Here is a 17703-nt window from a genome sequence, read left to right on the forward strand (position 1 = left end):
GGTGACATGTCAACTAGATGATAGGGTCGGCGTATGCCCGAACCGCGATGGCTCGATCAGGAGGAGATGCGCGCCTGGATGGGCTATCGGCGCATGCGTCTACTCCTTGACTTACAGGTCAACCGTGAGCTGATGGCCCAGCATGGACTGTCCGAACCCGACTACGACGTGCTGTCCAACCTGTCGGAAGCCGGCGACGACGGCATGCGTCTGAGTGAGCTCGCGGCGTACATGCGCTGGTCGAAGAGCCGTCTGTCACACCACATCACGCGGATGCAGGAGCGTGGCCTGGTGGAACGCCGCGAATGCGCCGATGACGGCCGTGGTTCGCTGCTCCATCTCACCACCCACGGCGCCAAGATGATCCGCAACGCCGCGCCGGACCACGTCGACTCGGTCCGCCGGCATTTCATCGACCTACTGACACGAGAGGATATCGAGGTCTTCGGCAAGATTAGCCGCCGAGTCCTCGACCACCTCCGTGAGATCGAGCTGAATCACTGATCTGGTCGCCGCACCAGGCGCGTTGCCCGATGCTGGTCATGCATCCTCGGTAGAACGGGAGAGCGGGGCTCGCCCTGGGCGAGCCCCGCGCGGTTGTGGATCCGCTAGATGAGCCAGCGGTGGCGCTGCACGAACGGCAGCCGGGCCCACCAGCGCCCCAGGCCCCAGGTCTGGCCCGCGTAGGTCAGCGCCAGCACGACGGTCGTGATGCCGTAGATGACGTGATAGTCGGTGATCGGGTTGGTCGAACCGCTGGGCGTGCCGTCGGCGGCGGTGCGGTCGAGCGGGAACTCGGCCAGCCACATCATCGACATCATCGCCACGGCCGCGCCGGCGGCGATGCGCATGCCGATGCCGAGGATAAGGGCGGTGCCGATGCCGGCCAGGCCGGCCATGAACAGCGAGTCCGCCCACCAGGCGCCGGCGATGTTGTGGAAGAACGTCTGCAGGAAGGACGGCCCAAGGTCGACGTTCGCCAGGAAGCCCTTGGTCGGCGATCCGCCGTTGATCCAGGCCCGAGTATCCGGGGTGGCGTAGCCGAGGCCGAAGGCTTTGTCCAGGAACGCCCACAGGAAGACGGCGCCGGTAGCGATCCGCAGCACGGCCAGCGCCCGCGCGGCGGTGTGAGTGAGCATCGATCCGGGCGCTTCCGCGCGTTCGCGATGAGCCAGGACCGGAGCCTTGTGCGGTGTTGCGGTCATGACGTCTCTCCTGTCAGGCTTGCCCCTTCGCTGTCAAGTTCACTCTCCCGCGTTCCCGCGTGGGGCACCTGAGGCGAATCGCCTGACCACCACGGGACCAAGGACTCCTGAATACCGGACTCTCGCCGGTCGACGGCCGCATACTGGCAAGTGGCGTACCCGCCTCGGCGGCTAATCCCAGCGCGACCGCTCGCGGCAGTCGCGTACGGGGTGCCGGGCTGGACGCGATACCGTTTCGCATGATCACCCAGGGACAATCCGCCGTCCACCTCGGAGCCCTCCTCCCAGTGAGCCGGCCCGGCTGGGTCGAAGCCGGCCAGCACCTGCTCGCCGGGATGGAGCTGGCCGTCCAGGAAGTCAACGACGCCGGCGGGATCGCCGGCAGCCCGCTGGAACTGGTGGTACGCGACACCGCAGCCGATCCGCAGCGAGCCGTGGCAGCGGTCGACGAGCTGGCCGCGCTCGGCGTCGCAGCCGTGGTGGGGGAGTATCACAGCGTCGTGGCCCGCGCGGCCGCCACTCGCGCCGACGCTGTCGGCCTGCCGTTCCTGTGCACGTCGGCGGTGCTCGACGGGCTCACCGAACAGCCGACGGAGTGGGTGGCACGGCTCGCCCCTGCGCAGTCGCGCGGCTGGCAGCTGTACGCCGGTTTCCTGCTCGACGCGGGTCACCGCCGTATCGCAGTCGCCGCCCAGGCGAGCGTCTACTGGGCGGCCGGTATTCGCATCCTGCGGGAGTATCTCGCTCCCCGGGGCGGCACGGTCATCGACCTCGACGCCACGACGCTCGACCCGGCCGCGTTGTGCGACGAACTGGTGAGCAGTAGCGCGACCGCCTTGCTGCTGCTGGTCGGCCAGCCGGAACCCGCGGTGCCGATCGTCCAGGCGGTACGCCGCGACGAGCGCCTCGCCGGGGTCATGATCGGGGCTCCGGCGGGGCAGCCGGAGTTCGCCGAATGGGCGGAGCTGCTCGGTGACGACGGCGTGGCCGTCCCGTTCCTGCGTTACCTGCCGGAACACTTCACTCCGCTCGGCGTACGCGTCGAGAAAGCATTGCGGGAGTCGCTCGGTGCAGCGCCCTCGTTCGTCGCCTTCGAGGGTTACGACGGGATCGCCGTGCTCGCCGAAGTCCTGCGGACGCAGGGCGCCGACCGGGCGCGGATCGCCGAAGGCTGGGCGTCCGTGGCCGTCGAGGGCACCCGGGGCCGCATCCAGTTCAGCCGCGTACCCGGGATCACGGTGTGGCAGTGGGCGTGGCCGCCGATCCAGATCGCCGACCGGGACCCGGGCTGGCCTGGCCTGTTCCGCGTCCGTGATAGCGCCCGGTGACGGCCGCAGACGGAAACAAGGTGGCTGCCGCGATCATCACCGGCTAAAGTGGCGGCGTGGCATACCAGTTCTACCTGTGAGATTCCCCAGGCCGACGGTGTTGAGCGCGTGGTGAGCGCGGCTCCGCCCCGGCCTAGCTGACGTCTTCTTTTCTCGTCATCGGCTGCGACGGCCATCACATCCGCGCGGCGGCTGCCTGCCGCCCGCCGGGCGTACGCCGGGGCGCGCCGGGAATCCTCGAGGTGAACATGCTTACCGCCCTAGATCATCAATTGTCCCTGCATTCCGTCACCGTCCGGTTCGGCGAGCACGTCGTGCTCGGCGACGTCACCCTGGCCGTGCGGCCGGGTGAGTCCGTGGGCGTCATCGGCGACAACGGCAGTGGGAAGTCCACATTGCTGCGACTGATGGCCGGTGTCCTCCAGCCCGACGACGGTCGCGTCATCGTGGCCGCCCCGGGTGGCCTCGGCTACCTGACGCAGACACTCGGCCTGCCCGGCAGCGCCACCGTCGCCGACGCGATCGAGCACGGACTCCGCGATCTCCGCGACCTCGAACGCCGAATGCGTTTCCTGGAACGGAATTGGGACGCCGACGGAGCGGCCGAGGAGTACGCCGAGCTGACCGAGCTGTTCGAGATCCGGGGCGGCTACGACGCCGAGGCCCGGGTGGAGATCGCCCTGCACGGTCTCGGCCGGCCTGGGCTGGACCGTGCTCGGCGGCTGGACACATTGCCCGGTGGCGACGTGGCCCGGCTCGGTCTCGCCGCCGTGCTGGCGAGCCGGCCGCAACTGCTGCTACTCGACGAGCCGACGAACGACCTTGACGACGAGGCGCTCGGCTGGCTGGAGGAGCATCTGCGGGCGTACCGGGGGACGCTGGTCGCGGTCACCCATGACCGGGTGTTCCTCGAACAGCTCACCAGCACCGTGCTGGAAGTGGACGGTGACGCGAAGGCGGTACGCCGGCACGGCAACGGCTACGACGGCTACCTCGCGGCCAAGGCCGCCGAGCGGGCGAACCAGATCCAGCGCTACGAGCAGTGGAAGGCCGAGTACGCCCGGCAGGCGGCGCTGCTGTCGTCGCAGGCCGAACGGCTGTCCGCCATTCCCCGCAAGATGGACAAGGCAGGATTCGGCGGCGGCCCGTTCCGGGCGCGATCGCGTACGCACGGCGCGATGGGCCGCATCCGCAACGCGAAGGAGGAACTGCGCCGGCTGACCGCCGATCCGGTGCCGCCGCCGCCGGAGCCGCTGCGGCTCATGGCTCGCTTCGACGGCGAGTCCGGCGGCGATCCCGTCGTGCGCTGCGTGGACGTGGTCGTCCGCGGCCGGCTGCACCTGCCGGAACTCAGCCTCGATCCCGGCGACCGGCTGCTGGTCACCGGACCGAACGGTGCGGGCAAGAGCACGCTGCTCAAGGTGGTCGCGGGCGAACTCGCGCCGGACAGTGGGACGGCGTGGAGTTCCGACCGCCTCGGCTACCTGCGACAGCACGACACCGTCGCCGACGGCACCGTGCTCAGCGCGTTCGCCGACGGGCTACCCGGTACGCCGGACGAGCACGCCGATCTGCTGCTCAGCCTCGGGCTGTTCCGGCCCGAAGACCTGCGCCGGTCTACGCGTACGCTGTCGATCGGCCAGCGTCGCCGCATCGAGCTAGCCCGATTGATGCGGCATCCGTCCGAGGTGATCCTGCTCGACGAGCCCACCAATCATCTGGCTCCTGACCTGGTGGAGCAGCTGGAATCCGCGCTCGCCGAGTATGCCGGTGCGGTCATCATGGTGACGCACGATCGCCGCATCCGCCGTACCTTCACCGGTCGCCGGCTCCACCTCGACCGAGGTGATGTCGTCGCGGCCAACGGATGAATGCGGCAAATCACGGAGTTGATCAGGGACTCAAGGGGTTGATCAGGCCGCTCCGGACACGACACCACCGCCCACCCACCCACACGATTTCAGCTTGATCATGACCGAAGGTTCATGATCGACCGGAAGGGGCGGTGGGGGGAGCGGATGGCGAGGTGGCGGTGAAGGCGGTAGCCAGGAGGGATGCGGCGGCGGTGGGGGTGGGGAGGCCGTCGGTGTCGCCGGGGGTAGCGACGATCGCCGCCGCGAATTGGCCGGCGAGCCAGGCCGCGCCCGCCGGTGTCGTGCCGCGTGCTCGGCCGGCCAGGTAGGCGCCCGCGAAAGCGTCTCCCGCGCCGACCGGGTCCACCACGGTGGTCGCGGCGCTGGGCAGGTGGGCTGCCGTGTCGCCGTCGGCGTACCAGCAGCCGTCGGGTCCGGCTTTGAGGACGGTTTCGGCCACGCCCGCCGCCCGCGCCGCGCGGAACACGGCGTGCGGCTCGGTGGTGCCGAACAGTGGCTCGGCCTCGTCGGTGCCGATCAGCAGCACGGACACGTGCGGGAGTAGGCTGCGCGCTTCGGCGATCTGCGCGGCCAGGCCGCCCAGCGCCGGGCGGAAGTTCGGATCATAAGCGACTCGTACGCCGAAAGCACTGGCCTGCGTCAGCAGGGTGCGTACGGCATCCCGGGCGGTCTCGCTCAACGCGGAGGTGATGCCCGAGACGGCCACCAGGCGCGGCCGGCTCGCCAGCGTCCGGTGAGCGTCCTGATCGGACAGAGCGGAGGCGGCCGAACCGCGCCGGTAGTAGTGCACGCGGCGTACGCCGTCGGGGCGGACGTCCTTGAGGAACAGCCCGGTCGGGCGCCTGTCGTCGACGGTCACCAGGTCGGTGGCGATCCCGAAGGAGGCCGCGTGGTCGCGGATACGTTCGCCGAGCGGGTCGGCCCCGACCCGGCTGCAGTACGCCGTCCGCAGCCCGGCTCGGGCGGCGGCAGCGCACAGGTTGAGTTCGGCCCCGGCGACGTGGACGGAGGTGTGCTCGGCCGTACGCAGGGCGCCCTCCGGCTGGAAGAGCACCATGGCCTCGCCGAAGCCGATCAGGTCGTAGCCGGGTCCGGCCGGGTCGAGGTCGTTCACAGCCACCGTGCCTTGAGGTCGTCGCGCAGGAACGCCGCCGGTGACGCGATCGACAGCCCGCCGTCGACCGGCAGCACTGCTCCGGTGACGAAACCGGCAGCGGCCAGGAAGTGTACGGCGTCGGCGACTTCAGCCGGTCGTCCGGTCCGGCCGAGCGGATAGCCCGCGGCCTTCGCCGGGTCGCCGCCGTCGTCGATCAGCCCCGGCGCGACCGCGTTCACGCGTACGCCGCGCGGGCCGAAGTCGAGGGCGAGCTGCCGGACCAGTCCTTCGAGGCCCGCCTTCGCCGCCGCGTACGCCGGAAGCCCCGGCGCGGCGAGAGTGGCGTTGACCGAGCTGACCGCGACGACGGCCCCGCCAGGGGACAGGATCGGCAACGCCGCTCGGCATACGGCGAACGCGGTGCCGAGGATGGCGTCGAAGGCGGCCTGCCATTGGGCGTCGGTGGTGGCGGTGATCGGCGCGACCGGCATGACCGCGGCGGCCAGCACGACGACGTCGAGCGAGCCCGCCCGGTCGGCGACGGCCTGGACCGCCGTCGCGGCGCCGGACGCGGTCGAGCAGTCCAGCACGAGGTCGGCGGGTTCGGTGAGCGCGACGCCGACGACGGTGTCTTCGTGGAACCGGGCCTGGATCGCCTGCCCGATCGGGGAACTGGACCCCACCACGAGCACGCCCCGCCCCTGACCCTCGTGCCCGGTCATGCGATCACCGACCTGCGGCCGGCGCTCGCACGACTGAGTCTGTGCCGGCCGATGACCGACCTGCGGCCGGTCATCGCAGCAGGCCCAGGTCGCGGAGGATGTCGTCGAGCCACGCCAGAGTCGCGGCGTCGGCGTCGACGGCCGGTGGACGGACTGCCGACGACGTGATCAGCTCTCGGCGTACCAGCACATGCTTGTGGATGGACCAGGCGATGCCCGGCTGCAGCCCGAAGCGGATGAGCGGCAGGAGCCGGGCGAAGGACCCGCGAGCCGCCGCCGTCTCGCCGGCCTGCCACTGGCGCAGCACCGGCGCGAGCAGGTCGGGGAACTCGCAGGCGGGCATGGTGCCCTCGGCCCCGCGGGCGTATTCCTCCAGCACGAACAGGGCGTTCTGCCCGCCGAGCACGACGAAGTCGGGGGCGGTCGCCGCGCGGATCGCGCCCACCTTCGGCGTGGTCGGCTGCGGCTCGATCTTGACCGAGTCGACACCGTCGAGCTTGGACAGTTCGGTGATCAGCGGCACGGGCATGGTGACACCGGTGGAGCCGGGGGCGTCCTGGATCATGACGGGCAGACCGCCTTCGGCGGCTACCCGGCCGTAGAAGTCGACGAGCTGCGCCGGGCTGGGCTTGACCATGAACGGCGGCACGACCATCACCACGCTGGCGCCGTGTTCGGCAGCCGCCCGGACCTGGTCGATCGCGTCCTGGGTGCCGGTGGCGGCGACCCCGGCGACGATCGGCAGCGACGGTCCGGCGGCAGCGGTGACGGTACGCAGGATCTCCTTGCGGTCGGCGGCGGTGAGCGAGAATCCCTCGCTGGCGAAGCCGAACACGGCGACCCCGTCCACGCCGGCGGTGATCTGGAACTCGACCAGCCGGTTCAGCGACGCGGCGTCGAGGTCGCCGGTGGCGGTGAACGGCGTGGCCAGCACCGGGATCAAGCCGCGGACGTCGGACGAGCGGGTCATTCTTCCTCCTGAAGGGTGGCGGGGTCGACCTCGACGCCGAGGCCGGGGCTCTGGGGCAGGGCGAAGCCGACCGGTCCGCCGATCAGCGGGCTGGTCAGGACGCGGTTGGCGACGGTCATGGTGGTGGGCTGGAACTCGAACGCCGGCATCGCCTCGATCGCGGCGCTGACGTGCAGACCGGCCGCGACGGCGACACCGAGGCCGACGGAGTGGTGCGGGGCGACGGGAATGTGGTGCGCGGCGGACAGTTCGGCGATCGCCATCGCCTCGGTGATCCCGGTACGCCCGACGTCGGGCTGGCACAGGTCGACCGCGCGGGCTTCGAGCCAGGCGCGGAACTCGAACCGGTGCCGCAGCGCCTCGCCGATCGCGACCGGGGTACGCAGTGCGGCCGCGAGTTCCCGGTGCGCCACGATGTCCTCCGGGACCAGGGGCGCTTCGAGGAACCACGCGCCCCGATCATCCAGACCGTGACCGAGCCGCAGCGCGTCGGACAGGTCGTACGCCCAGTGCGCGTCGACGGCCACCCTCACGTCGGGATGCGCCGCCCGCACGGCGTCGAAGGTCGCGAGATCCGTGTCGACCCCGTGGCCGAGGTGCAGTTTGATCGCGCGTACGCCCTTCGACACCCACTCGCGGGCCAGCTCGGCCCGTTCGCCGTCGGTCGGCCGGGGCAGCCCGGAGACGTAGGTGGGGATCTCGTCGCGGTACGCCCCGCCGAGCAGCGCGTGCACCGGTACGCCGTACGCCTTGCCCGCGAGGTCCCAGAGCGCGATGTCGACGGCGGCCAGGGCGTCGGCCTGGTGCCCGCCGAGGTGGCCGCGTTCCCGCATCAGCCCCGTGAGGGTGCCCCACAGTGGGCGTACGCGTCGCGGGTCGCGTCCGATCAGGACGGGTGCGACGAGCCGGTCGACGACCGCCTGGGCGATCTCCGGCGCCACCGGGGCCAGCGCCTCGCCCCAGCCGATGGTGCCGTCGTCGCAGGTCACCCGCACGATCAGGGTCTCGAAGCGGTCGGCGTAGAGGCTGCGCCACGGCGGCCGGACGTAGTACTCGTCTGCTTTCGCCGACGTGGGCCGGGCACCGAGATACGCCTCCGGCGGGCGGAGCTTGACGACATAGGACTCTATGGCCACTACTTTCACAAGCTTCTCCCGTTCACTGGTTGACCGCTTGCAACATGCGGGATATCTTGCCGTATCACGCAAGCGAAATCCAGAGAGGGTGGAACCCGATGGCTTCGGAAACCGGCACCCAGAGCGTCGAACGAGCGCTCGGCGTGCTGCGCGTCTTCACCGCCGGCCGGCCGGAGCTGCGGGTCTCCGACGTCGCCAGCGCGGTGGGGCTGTCGCTGTCGACCGCGAGCCGACAGCTGCAGACCCTGGAGGCGGCCGGCTTCGTCGACCGCGACCCGGTCAGCGGCCTCTACCGGCTCGGGCTGGACATGGTGTCGTTCGGCGGCGCGGTCCTCAACAGCCACCCCGTGCACCGGGAAGCCCGGCAGGTCGCCCAGAACCTCGCCGCCGAGCTGGGCCTGGGCGCCAACGTCGCGGTACGCCGCGGCGACGAGCTGTTCTACCTGCTCAACTTCGAGGGGCGGCTCGCACCGCGCCCGTTCGTGCTGGCCGGGCAGCGTAATCCGTTGCACGCCACCGGCTTGGGCAAGGCGCTGCTGTCCGGGCTCAGCTCGACCGAACGGCGCGTGCTGCTGGAGGACCTTCCGGCGTACACGCCCCGGACGATCGTCACCCACGACAACCTCGACCAGGCCATCAGCACCACCTCGGCGCGCGGGTACGCCACCGAGGTCGAGGAACTCGCGCTCGGCCGGGCCTGCGTCGCCGCGCCGATCCGCGACGGCTCCGGCGCGGTGGTCGCGGGACTGTCCGTCTCCGGCCCCCTGTCGGCGATCGACCTGCCCAACCGGGAAGCCGGCCTCGCCAGCGCCGTCATCGAGGCGGCCGACTCGATCAGCATCGGGCTCGGCTATCACGGGCCGGCCCGCGTACCGCTGCAATCGGTGGTGGTGGAGTCGTGACGCTCATTTCGTCGCCGCCGGAAGTCCGCGACGTCGCGAAGTCCCCGCGTCAGGGGCGGCACCTGTCGGACAAGACCTTCGGGTTCCTGCTGACGCTGCCCGCGGTGGTGCTCTTCAGCGCGATCGTGCTCTACCCGCTGATCGGATCGCTGACCACGAGCCTGTTCCAGCAGAGCCTGGTCATCCCCGGGCGCAGCTTCGTCGGCCTGGACAACTTCCGGCAGGTGCTCGACGACCAGTTCTGGCCGGTGCTGCGCAACACGCTGGTCTTCACCGTCTTCAGCACGGCCTGCCCGTTCATCCTCGGCTTCGCCCTGGCGCTGGCGTTGAACACGCGGCTGCCCGGCCGCGCTGTACTGCGGGGCGTGTTCCTGTTCCCGTGGGTGATCCCGGGCGTCGTCGTCTCGTTCGCCTGGCTCTGGATCTTCAACGCGAACTACGGGCTGCTCAACGGCGTACTGGTGCAGCTGGGGCTGATCGACGCGCCGGTCAGCTGGCTCGGCGACCCGACCACCGCGATGGCCGCGATCATCGTCGCCAAGACCTGGGCCAGCTTTCCCTGGATCATGGTGATGCTGCTGGCCGGGCTGCAGACCGTCCCGGCCACGCTGCACGAGGCCGCCGCGATGGACGGCGCGGGCACGCTGCGCCGCTTCTGGCACATCACCCTGCCGCACCTGCGCGGCATCATCGGCATCGTCGTGCTGCTCGAAGTCATCTGGAACTTCCAGCACTTCGACATGATCTACGTGCTCACCGGCGGCGGTCCCGCCGGCGCCACCACCACGTTCGCCGTGGCCGTCTATGAGACCGCGTTCAAGGGCTTCGACCTCGGCCGGGCCGGCGCGCTCGGCGCGTTGTGGCTGCTGCTGTTGCTCGTGCTGGTCGTCGGCTACGTACGCCTCGCCGAGCGGGAGGAGAAGCGATGACGACGCTCACGGTGGCAGCGCCCCGGAAACGACGCAAACCTCGGCCGTGGCTGGCGATGGCGGCTGTCCTCGTCATCGGCGTGTTCGCGTTCGGGCCGGTCTACTGGCTGATCGTCACCGCGTTGACGCCCAGCGGCGACGCCTTCCGATTCCCGCCCCGGCTGTGGCCGCGTACGGTCACGCTGGAACACTTCGCCAACCTGGCCGACAACCCGGTCCTCGGCCGGTACCTGGTCAACTCCCTGATCGTGTCGTCGCTGACCGCCGTGCTGACGGTGCTCGTCTCGGCGTACACCGCCTACTCGTTCAGCAAGTTCCGTTATCGAGGCCGCCGATCATTGATGTCACTGATCCTGGCCTCGCAGATGTTCCCGCAAGCGCTCCTGCTCATCACGCTCTACCTGCTGTTCAGCGCCTTCGGACTGCTCAACTCCTACCTGGCGCTGGTGCTGTCGTTCACCACGTTCACCCTGCCGCTGTGCGTCTGGATGCTCAAGGGGTTCTTCGACACGATCCCCGACGAGCTGCTGGAGGCGGCCAAGGTCGACGGGGCGGGCCAGGGCAGCGTCATCCACCGCATCCTGTTGCCGGTCAGCCTGCCCGGCCTCGTCGCCACCGGCCTGTTCGCCTTCATCCGAGGCTGGAACGACTTCATCTTCGCCCTCACCCTCGCCGGCCCGGACAAGCAGACCCTGCCGCCTGGCCTGGTCAACACCTATCTCGGGGAGTTCCAGGCCGCCTGGCCCGACCTGATGGCCGCCTCGCTGGTGGTCTCACTCCCGGTCGTCGGCGGATTCGTCATCCTGCAGCGCTACCTCGTCGCCGGGCTCGTCAGCGGCGCGGTCAAGGGCTGAACCCTCCACACCCTCAGGAGTACGCGATGTCCCACACGTATTCTCGCCGCAGCGTCGGCAAACTGTTCGGCCTGGCCGCCGGAGCCGCCGTCCTCAGCGCGTGCGCCCCCGGCACCAGCGGCCCGTCCACCTCGTCCGGTGATCCGTTCGCCGACAACGGCGTCAAGGACTTCAGCTTCACCGCCTGGTCGCTGAACGAGGCGTCCACCAAGGACGTCCTGACGACCATGGTCAACGCGTACGCCGGCAGCGCCGGCGCAAAGGTGACCACCGCGTCGTATCCGTACAACGACTACCTCAACCAGCTGCTGCTCCAGGTACGCGGCGGCACGCTCACCGGCGTGATCCAGACCGATGTCGCCTGGCTGGCCACCCTCGCCGCCACCGGCAAGCTCGTCGACCTGGGGCCGATCGCGGCCAAGGGCGGCTACACCGACGCCGCGCTCGGTATCGCCAAGGCCAACGGCAAGCAGTACGGCCTGCCGTGGACCACCGCGGGCATCGGTCTGATCGGCAACAAGGAGCTGCTGGACCGGGCCGGGATCACCCAGGCGCCCACGACGATCGCCGACTTCGAGAACGCCCTGCGTGCCCTCAAGGGGCTGGGCGGCGGAGTCGTACCGTGGGCCGCGATGACCAAGGTGGACCAGCTCAAGGACTTCATCCCGTGGATGTGGGTCTTCGGCTCCCCGGTCGTGGACAACGGCAAGATCGCCGTCGGCGACGACGCCAGTGTCGAGGCGCTGACCTGGTACAAGAAGCTGTACGACGAGAAGCTCATCGCGCCGGACGTCAACCGGTTCGACGCGCGGGCGCTGTTCGCCCAGGGCAAGGTCGGCTTCTACGAGGACGCCATCGGCGGGCGCGGCGCGGTCACCAAGGCGTCGACCGACAAGACGCTCGGCGACAAGCTGCTGCCGATCTCCTGCCCGGTCAAGGCCTCCGGCGATCAGTCGCGCCACCTCGCCTGGGGACACGCGCTGGCGGTCCTGCAGGGCGACGGCTCCGCGGCAGCGGCTAAGTTCGTCACCGCGATGACCAGCGACCCGACCTACACGAACCAGTGGTACAAGGGCGCCGGACTGCCGCCGACCACGACCGCCGGGCTGGCCAGCGCCGACGTCAAGGCCGACGCGTTCGTCTCGGCGTTCACCAGCGCCATCGGCGCGCACTCCACCCCGGATCCGTTCTGGATCTACCCCAAGTTCGCGCAGATCGAGACCGCGCTGGCCAACGCGGTCCAGTCCGCGCTCATCGGCAAGGCCAGCCCGAAGGACGCGCTGGCCACCGCGAAATCCCAAATGGAGGCACTCACCTCATGACGGCAAATGGCGGCTTGGGCCGTGTGATCGCCATTATCCGGCTCCCGTCCGCCGAGGGTGCGGTCCGGGTCGGCGAAATCCTGGCCGGCGCGGGCCTGTCCGCCGTCGAGATCACGCTCACCACACCCGGCGCGCTGTCCGCGATCAGCGAATTGCGCGCCGCGGTGGCGGGCTCGTGTCTCGTCGGAGCAGGAAGCGTACGCACACCGGAGCAGGCGATGTCGGCTCGTGAGGCCGGGGCGGAGTTCCTCGTCACGCCCACGGTCCGGCCCGCCGTCCTGGCAGCGACCGAGCTGCCGGTGGTGTGCGGAGCACTGACTCCGACCGAGATCGAGACGGCCGCCGATTGCGGGGCGGCGCTGGTGAAGGTCTTCCCGGCCAGCGCCTTCGGGCCAGGCTACCTGCGCGAGCTGTTGGCTCCGATGCCGGAGCTGCGCCTCGCGCCGACCGGTGGAGTGACGCCGGAATCGGTCGCCGAGTATGCGGCAGCCGGGGCGGTGGCGGTCGGGGTCGGCAGTGCGCTCGTCGACGCCCGCCTCGTCGCCGCCGGGGCGTGGGACGTCCTCCGCGATCGCGCCGCCCGCTTCATGTCCGCCGCCGCCTCCGCCTGGCCCACGTAACCCCCCTTCCCGTTGATCATGAACTTAACTGCCTGGTCGACGGCGTGTCGCACCCCCTAACTCCATGATCAACGCGGCCCCTTGTGCGGTCTGGACCACCTTTGTGAGGAATCTGTGCGACTGATGCGCGTTGGGCCGCCGGGTCGGGAACGTCCCGCCGTCGCCGATGCCGACGGCGTGGTCTACGACCTGTCGTCATTGACGGCCGACATCGACGGGAGCTTCCTCGGCGGCGGCGGTGTGGCGACGGTCGCGCAGGCGCTCGCCGACGGGACGCTGCCGCGCTGGGACGTCACCGGGATGCGCATCGGTGCGCCGGTCGCCCAGCCGGGCAAGGTGATCTGCGTCGGCCCGAACTATCGCAAGCCGCCACCATTCGAGCCGCCGGCCGAACCGGCGCTGTTCCTGAAGGCCCCGGACACCGTCGTCGGCGCGTACGACCAGGTCCTCATTCCTCGGGGCGGCACCGCCGTGGACTGGGAGATCGAGCTGGCCGTGGTCATCGGCGCGACCGCCCGCTATCTGGACTCGCCCGCGGACGCCCAGGCCGCGATCGCCGGGTACGCGATCTCCCATGACGTGTCCGAACGCGTCTTCCAGCACGACCGCGGCGGCACCCTCGACAAGGGCAAGTGCTGCGAGACCTTCAACCCGCTCGGCCCCTGGCTCGTCCCGCCGGTCGACCTCGGCGACCCGTCGGATCTGCGGCTGCGGCTGTGGGTCGACGGCGAGACGCGCCAGGACGCGTCCACTCGCGACATGATCTTCGATCCCGCGCACCTGGTCTGGTACGCCAGCCAGTTCATGGTCCTGCGCCCCGGCGACATCCTCAACACGGGCACCCCGCCCGGCTGCGCGATCGGCCGGCCCGGCCGTCCCTACCTCCGGGCGGGCCAGATCGTGGAGCTGGAGGTCGCCGGACTGGGCCGTCAGCGCCAGGTCATCGGCACGGCATAGCACTCCTTCCATCCACAAAGGAGAGACATGCGCAGATCCCTCGACCACGCCGGGAACTGGACCCGCCTGCCCGCGCTCAACGGCACCACGCAGCCCGAATTCACCGACGACATCGGCCACCACCAGCCCTCGATGGCGAACCTGCGGCTCTATTACGGGAGGAACTGATGCGTGCTCATCGTGCTCTCTGGCTGGCGATCCCGGCGGTGCTGCTGGGGGCGTCCCTGTCCGCCGGTCCGGCGCACGCCGACCCGATCGGCGGCACCGGCTGGACCCTCGCCTTCAGCGACGAGTTCTCCGGCACAGCGGTCGACACCGCGAAATGGAACTACCGCACGGATGTGAAGGCGTACAGCGCCCAGCGGCCCGAGAACGTGTCGGTGGCGGACGGCCTGCTGAACATCAACCTCAAGCAGGAGACGTACGCCGGGAAGAGCTTCACCGGCGGCGGCCTGGTCAGCAAGCAGTCGCTGCGGTACGGCTACTACGAGACCCGGGCGAAGATCAACGACGGGGTCGGCTGGCACAGCGCCTTCTGGCTGATGTCCGGCGACGGCAGCACGACGTTGTCGCCGACCGCGCGTACCGAGATCGACGGGTTCGAGATCGACTCGACGTCGTCCCCGGCCGCCCTGGCCACCAACCACTCCGGCGTGCACACCTGGAAGGGCAACGGGTCGGCCGCGTCCTACAACCCCGGGTCGACCTACAACACCGGCCTCGACCTGCGTCAGTGGCACGTCTACGGCATCGACTGGGCGGAGACCTCGGTCAAGTTCTACGTGGACGGCGTGCTCAAGTACACCGCGCCCTACACACCGAGCCAGTGGACCCACGACTACCTCAACATCTGGCTGACCACCATCGGCTACGGCACCTCGCCGAACCCGGCCTTCCTGCCCTCGGCGGTGCAGTTCGACTACATCCGCTACTGGCAGAAGGACTACTACGTCGACAACGACGGGCCCGCCGCGTACGGCTACAGCGAGACGGGCACGTGGTACGACTCCACGCTGACCGGCTGGACCTACGCCTCGCCCACCCGCTACGCGGCCTGCGGCTCGGCAGGCAACACCGCCACGTGGCGGCCGAACCTGCGCTCCGCCGGGACCTACCAGGTCTACGTCTACACCCTCGTGTACGCCAACAGCGACGCCAACGCCCGGTACGACATCGCGGGCAGCACCACATACGTCAACGGCACGACCGGCAGTTCGGGCTGGGTGTCACTGGGCAGCTTCACCCTGCCGGCCGGCACCTCGACCGCCGTGAAGCTCACCTCCAGCGGCACGGGCTGCGCCCGGGCCGACGCGGTGAAGTTCGTCCAGGTCTGACGTGCTGCTGGCCGGGTGCTACACACCGCCCCGAGGGGAGGGCGCGGGCGTCGTCCGCGTCCTCCCCGACCGTCGCGTACGCCTGCTCGCCGGGGTGCCGTCGCCGTCGTTCCTGGCGCAGCATCCGGCGCTGCCGATCGTGTACGCGACCGACCCCGACTCGTGCCACCTGGCCGTCGTCGGCGGCCACCTGATCACCGCGCAGTACGCCGCCGGAACGGTCCGGGTGCATCCGCTGCACGCCGACGGCACGGCCGGGCCGCCGTCGCAGGTGCTCGACGGGTTCGTCCACCCGCACATGATCTCCGCGTACGCGGGGGAGGTGCTGATCAGCGACCTCGGCGGCGACGTCGTCCGGCGTACGCGGCTGGACGGCGGCCGGCTGACGCCGGTGGGGGAGCACGCCGTCCCCGGCGGTCCCCGCCACTTCGTCCGCCTAGGCGACCACTGGACGGTCACCTGCGAACGCGACGGCGCGGTGGCCACCTTCGACCCGGACTGGCGGCCGATCGCCCGGTACGCCGGCCTTACGCAACCGTCCGAACTGGCCGGCCACCGCAACCGCTTCGTCTACGTGGCCGACCGAGGTCCCGACGTCGTCGCCGTCCTCACCCCAGGGGACCTGCGACTGGTGGCGGAGTTCCCCAGCGGCGGCATGTGGCCCCGGCACCTTGCCGTCGACGGATCCCTGCTGCACGTGGCCCATCAGCGCTCCGGCGACGTCACGACGTTTCGGCTCGACCCGCAGACCGGGCTGCCCCGGCGACTCCGGGCGGCCTCGGTGCCCGCCGCCTCCTGCGTTCTGCCGCTCGTGGGCGTACGCCGAGCGACTCAGCTCCGGATCATCACCCCCGACACGACGGGAGTCTGACAGCCTGTTATACAGGCTCATCCCAATCGAGGGTGTAGGTGGGGTCTGAAGCCGCCGGTCTCGAGCACGTCGTCGTAGGCCGCGCGCCAGCCCCGCAGCCGGGCCGCCGGCACCCCCGGGGGGAGGCTGAGCAGCTGGTGGTGGATCCGACGTACGTCGGCCGCGATCCGCTCGATCGGAGGGCCGGCTGGTCACCCCACCCTTCGCGGCCCTCGCGGCGAGTCGCCTCCGTCCGGGGGGCGAGTGGCGGCTGGCCACCGACTGGGCCGACTACGCCGAGCAGATGGTGCGGGTGCTCGATGCCGAGCCGGGCCTTCGAGGGTGGCGTGGTCGATCGCTGGGCCGAGCGGCCGGTGACGAGGTTCGAGCGCAAGGGGACTGCCGCCGGCCGCGGCATCGCCGACCGGGCGCAGCGCGGATCGGGTAGGTCAGCCGCCCGCGGCGATGTTGACCAGCCACGAGGTCCCGAACCGGTCGACGCACATCCCGAACTCGTCGCCCCACGGCTGGGTGGCCAGCTCGACCGTCACGGTCCCTCCGTCCGACAGCGCCTGCCAGTAGCCGCGCAGTTCCTCGGTGTCGTCCCCGCCGAGGCTGACCGCGAGGTTGTTCCCGGGCCGCAACGTCTCGCCCGGCAGCATGTCGGCGGCCATCAGCGTGAGGCCAGACGCTGTTTCCAGCTGGCCGTGCATGACCTGGTCGCCCATGCCGTGGTCGTCGGTGCCGAAGTCGCCGAAGTGGTTGATCGTGAGATCGCCGCCGAACACGTCCTGGTAGAACGCCAGGGCGGCCGAGGCATCACCCGCGAAGCTGAGGTAGGGGTTCAGTCGAGTGGTCATGGACCGACGATAGAGGGCTCATCCCACTCGAGGGTGTAGTTGCGGCCTGAACCCGCCGGACTCGAGGAGTGATCTGGCGATGTAGTTCGTCAGGTTGCGGAACCCGAGGGCGGAGCCGCGGAGGTGCTCGAGCCGGCCGTTGATCGCCTCGGTCGGGCCGTTGGAGGTGCCGGGCCGGTCGAAGTAGGCCAGTACGTCGGCTCCTCGCTTCTTCAATGTGCGGCCCAGGGTGATGATCTCGGTGAGGGCCTTCGGCACGCCAGCGCTGACAGACCCGATGAGCTTGACCATCAACTCTCGTCCCTTCGCCCGGTCGGGCTCGCGGTAGGCGGCGATCATCCGCTGATAGATGCCCCAGGTGGCTTCGACCTCGACATGGTGGTCGTCGGCGAACAGCGCGGAGAGGCGGTCCTTCTCGAACACCTGCTGACTCACCTCGGACCGCCAGCGCAAACCCGTACTCTGCAGCGTGGCCTGTCCGGCCGAGTCCACCGCCCACACCCGGCCCGCCGCCGCCGACCGCTTCCACCCATTGAAGCTGTTGATCAGATCAAACGCAGTCCACGGCACCCGCACCGAACCATCCGCGGTCTTGGCCTTGGTATCGAGGGCGTCTTTCACCATCGCCAGACACTGGTTGAACGCAAACCGCGCCGCACCCGCATGCCGCCCCAACACCACCATCTGCCCCGCCCGGGCATCGACAGTGAACCGGAACGCCGTGAACCTACTCACCGGACCAGT

The 17703-nt window shown here is 70.2% G+C and carries 19 protein-coding genes and 2 pseudogenes; 13 read left to right on the plus strand and 8 right to left on the minus strand.

Features of this window, described 5'->3' with window-relative positions; all coding sequences use genetic code 11:
• Positions 1-33 precede the first annotated feature (33 nt).
• Complete coding sequence (locus HDA40_RS38970) at positions 34-504, plus strand: MarR family winged helix-turn-helix transcriptional regulator (RefSeq protein WP_253763096.1); 471 nt, start codon at positions 34-36, stop codon at positions 502-504.
• Positions 505-608: 104 nt separating this feature from the next.
• Here HDA40_RS38970 and HDA40_RS38975 read toward each other — a convergent pair whose 3' ends face one another.
• Positions 609-1205 (minus strand): DoxX family membrane protein, encoded by a 597-nt coding sequence (locus tag HDA40_RS38975; RefSeq protein ID WP_253763097.1) that lies wholly within the window; start codon positions 1203-1205, stop codon positions 609-611.
• Positions 1206-1444: 239 nt separating this feature from the next.
• Between HDA40_RS38975 and HDA40_RS38980 the strand changes: the two genes are divergently transcribed.
• Both HDA40_RS38980 and abc-f read left to right on the plus strand, forming a co-directional pair.
• Positions 1445-2533 (plus strand): ABC transporter substrate-binding protein, encoded by a 1089-nt coding sequence (locus HDA40_RS38980; RefSeq protein ID WP_253763098.1) that lies wholly within the window; start codon positions 1445-1447, stop codon positions 2531-2533.
• Positions 2534-2781: 248 nt separating this feature from the next.
• Positions 2782-4404 (plus strand): ribosomal protection-like ABC-F family protein, encoded by a 1623-nt coding sequence (gene abc-f / locus HDA40_RS38985; protein ID WP_253763949.1) that lies wholly within the window; start codon positions 2782-2784, stop codon positions 4402-4404.
• Positions 4405-4516: 112 nt separating this feature from the next.
• On the opposite strand, the gene HDA40_RS38990 is transcribed toward abc-f, so the two are convergent.
• From HDA40_RS38990 to HDA40_RS39005, 4 genes are all read right to left on the minus strand, one after another.
• Positions 4517-5521: a sugar kinase gene (locus HDA40_RS38990; RefSeq protein WP_253763099.1), complete on the minus strand. Its 1005-nt coding sequence runs from the start codon at positions 5519-5521 to the stop codon at positions 4517-4519.
• Positions 5518-6225, minus strand: coding sequence for an SDR family NAD(P)-dependent oxidoreductase (locus tag HDA40_RS38995; protein ID WP_253763100.1), 708 nt, complete (start codon positions 6223-6225; stop codon positions 5518-5520). Before HDA40_RS38995 ends, HDA40_RS38990 begins: the two co-directional genes overlap by 4 nt.
• 70 nt (positions 6226-6295) lie before the next feature.
• A complete protein-coding gene (locus HDA40_RS39000; RefSeq protein ID WP_253763101.1) occupies positions 6296-7195 on the minus strand; it encodes a dihydrodipicolinate synthase family protein in 900 nt (299 codons plus the stop codon).
• The gene (locus HDA40_RS39005) at positions 7192-8340 is read right to left on the minus strand and encodes a mandelate racemase/muconate lactonizing enzyme family protein (protein WP_253763102.1); all 1149 of its coding nucleotides are present in this window, start codon (positions 8338-8340) and stop codon (positions 7192-7194) included. Before HDA40_RS39005 ends, HDA40_RS39000 begins: the two co-directional genes overlap by 4 nt.
• Positions 8341-8429: 89 nt before the next feature.
• Between HDA40_RS39005 and HDA40_RS39010 the strand changes: the two genes are divergently transcribed.
• The 10 genes from HDA40_RS39010 to HDA40_RS39055 all read left to right on the plus strand — a co-directional run bounded on the left by HDA40_RS39010 (position 8430) and on the right by HDA40_RS39055 (position 16547).
• Positions 8430-9233 carry an IclR family transcriptional regulator gene (locus HDA40_RS39010; RefSeq protein ID WP_253763103.1) on the plus strand — a complete coding sequence of 268 codons (804 nt, stop codon included), beginning with the start codon at positions 8430-8432 and terminating at the stop codon, positions 9231-9233.
• Entirely contained in the window at positions 9230-10162 is a 933-nt protein-coding gene (locus tag HDA40_RS39015; RefSeq protein WP_253763104.1) for a carbohydrate ABC transporter permease, read from the plus strand. Before HDA40_RS39010 ends, HDA40_RS39015 begins: the two co-directional genes overlap by 4 nt.
• Complete coding sequence (locus tag HDA40_RS39020) at positions 10159-11016, plus strand: carbohydrate ABC transporter permease (protein WP_253763105.1); 858 nt, start codon at positions 10159-10161, stop codon at positions 11014-11016. Before HDA40_RS39015 ends, HDA40_RS39020 begins: the two co-directional genes overlap by 4 nt.
• Positions 11017-11042: 26 nt before the next feature.
• Positions 11043-12338: a sugar ABC transporter substrate-binding protein gene (locus tag HDA40_RS39025; protein WP_253763106.1), complete on the plus strand. Its 1296-nt coding sequence runs from the start codon at positions 11043-11045 to the stop codon at positions 12336-12338.
• A gap of 23 nt (positions 12339-12361) precedes the next feature.
• Positions 12362-12958, plus strand: a complete 597-nt coding sequence (locus HDA40_RS39030) for a bifunctional 4-hydroxy-2-oxoglutarate aldolase/2-dehydro-3-deoxy-phosphogluconate aldolase (protein ID WP_253763107.1) — start codon at positions 12362-12364, stop codon at positions 12956-12958.
• A gap of 123 nt (positions 12959-13081) precedes the next feature.
• On the plus strand, positions 13082-13915 hold the full coding sequence (locus tag HDA40_RS39035) for a fumarylacetoacetate hydrolase family protein (protein ID WP_275979870.1): 834 nt from the start codon (positions 13082-13084) through the stop codon (positions 13913-13915).
• Between the two features lie 27 nt (positions 13916-13942).
• Entirely contained in the window at positions 13943-14083 is a 141-nt protein-coding gene (locus HDA40_RS39040; RefSeq protein ID WP_253763109.1) for a hypothetical protein, read from the plus strand.
• Positions 14083-15249: a glycoside hydrolase family 16 protein gene (locus HDA40_RS39045; RefSeq protein WP_253763110.1), complete on the plus strand. Its 1167-nt coding sequence runs from the start codon at positions 14083-14085 to the stop codon at positions 15247-15249. The genes HDA40_RS39040 and HDA40_RS39045 overlap by 1 nt, the downstream gene beginning before the upstream one ends.
• A 1-nt stretch (position 15250) precedes the next feature.
• A complete protein-coding gene (locus HDA40_RS39050; protein ID WP_253763111.1) occupies positions 15251-16120 on the plus strand; it encodes a lactonase family protein in 870 nt (289 codons plus the stop codon).
• 187 nt (positions 16121-16307) lie between these two features.
• On the plus strand, positions 16308-16547 hold the full coding sequence (locus HDA40_RS39055) for a class I SAM-dependent methyltransferase (RefSeq protein WP_253763950.1): 240 nt from the start codon (positions 16308-16310) through the stop codon (positions 16545-16547).
• A gap of 1 nt (position 16548) precedes the next feature.
• Here the strand turns inward: HDA40_RS39055 and HDA40_RS39060 are convergent, their stop codons facing one another.
• The 3 genes and pseudogenes from HDA40_RS39060 to HDA40_RS42670 all read right to left on the minus strand — a co-directional run.
• Positions 16549-16959, minus strand: a complete 411-nt coding sequence (locus HDA40_RS39060; protein ID WP_253763112.1) for a VOC family protein — start codon at positions 16957-16959, stop codon at positions 16549-16551.
• Positions 16960-16977: 18 nt separating this feature from the next.
• Positions 16978-17376: pseudogene (locus HDA40_RS39065) on the minus strand (transposase); the annotation flags it as partial.
• 198 nt (positions 17377-17574) lie between these two features.
• Positions 17575-17694, minus strand: a pseudogene (locus HDA40_RS42670) (helix-turn-helix domain-containing protein); the annotation flags it as partial.
• Positions 17695-17703 lie beyond the last annotated feature (9 nt).

Source organism: Hamadaea flava, from assembly GCF_024172085.1.
Lineage (GTDB): Bacteria > Actinomycetota > Actinomycetes > Mycobacteriales > Micromonosporaceae > Hamadaea > Hamadaea flava.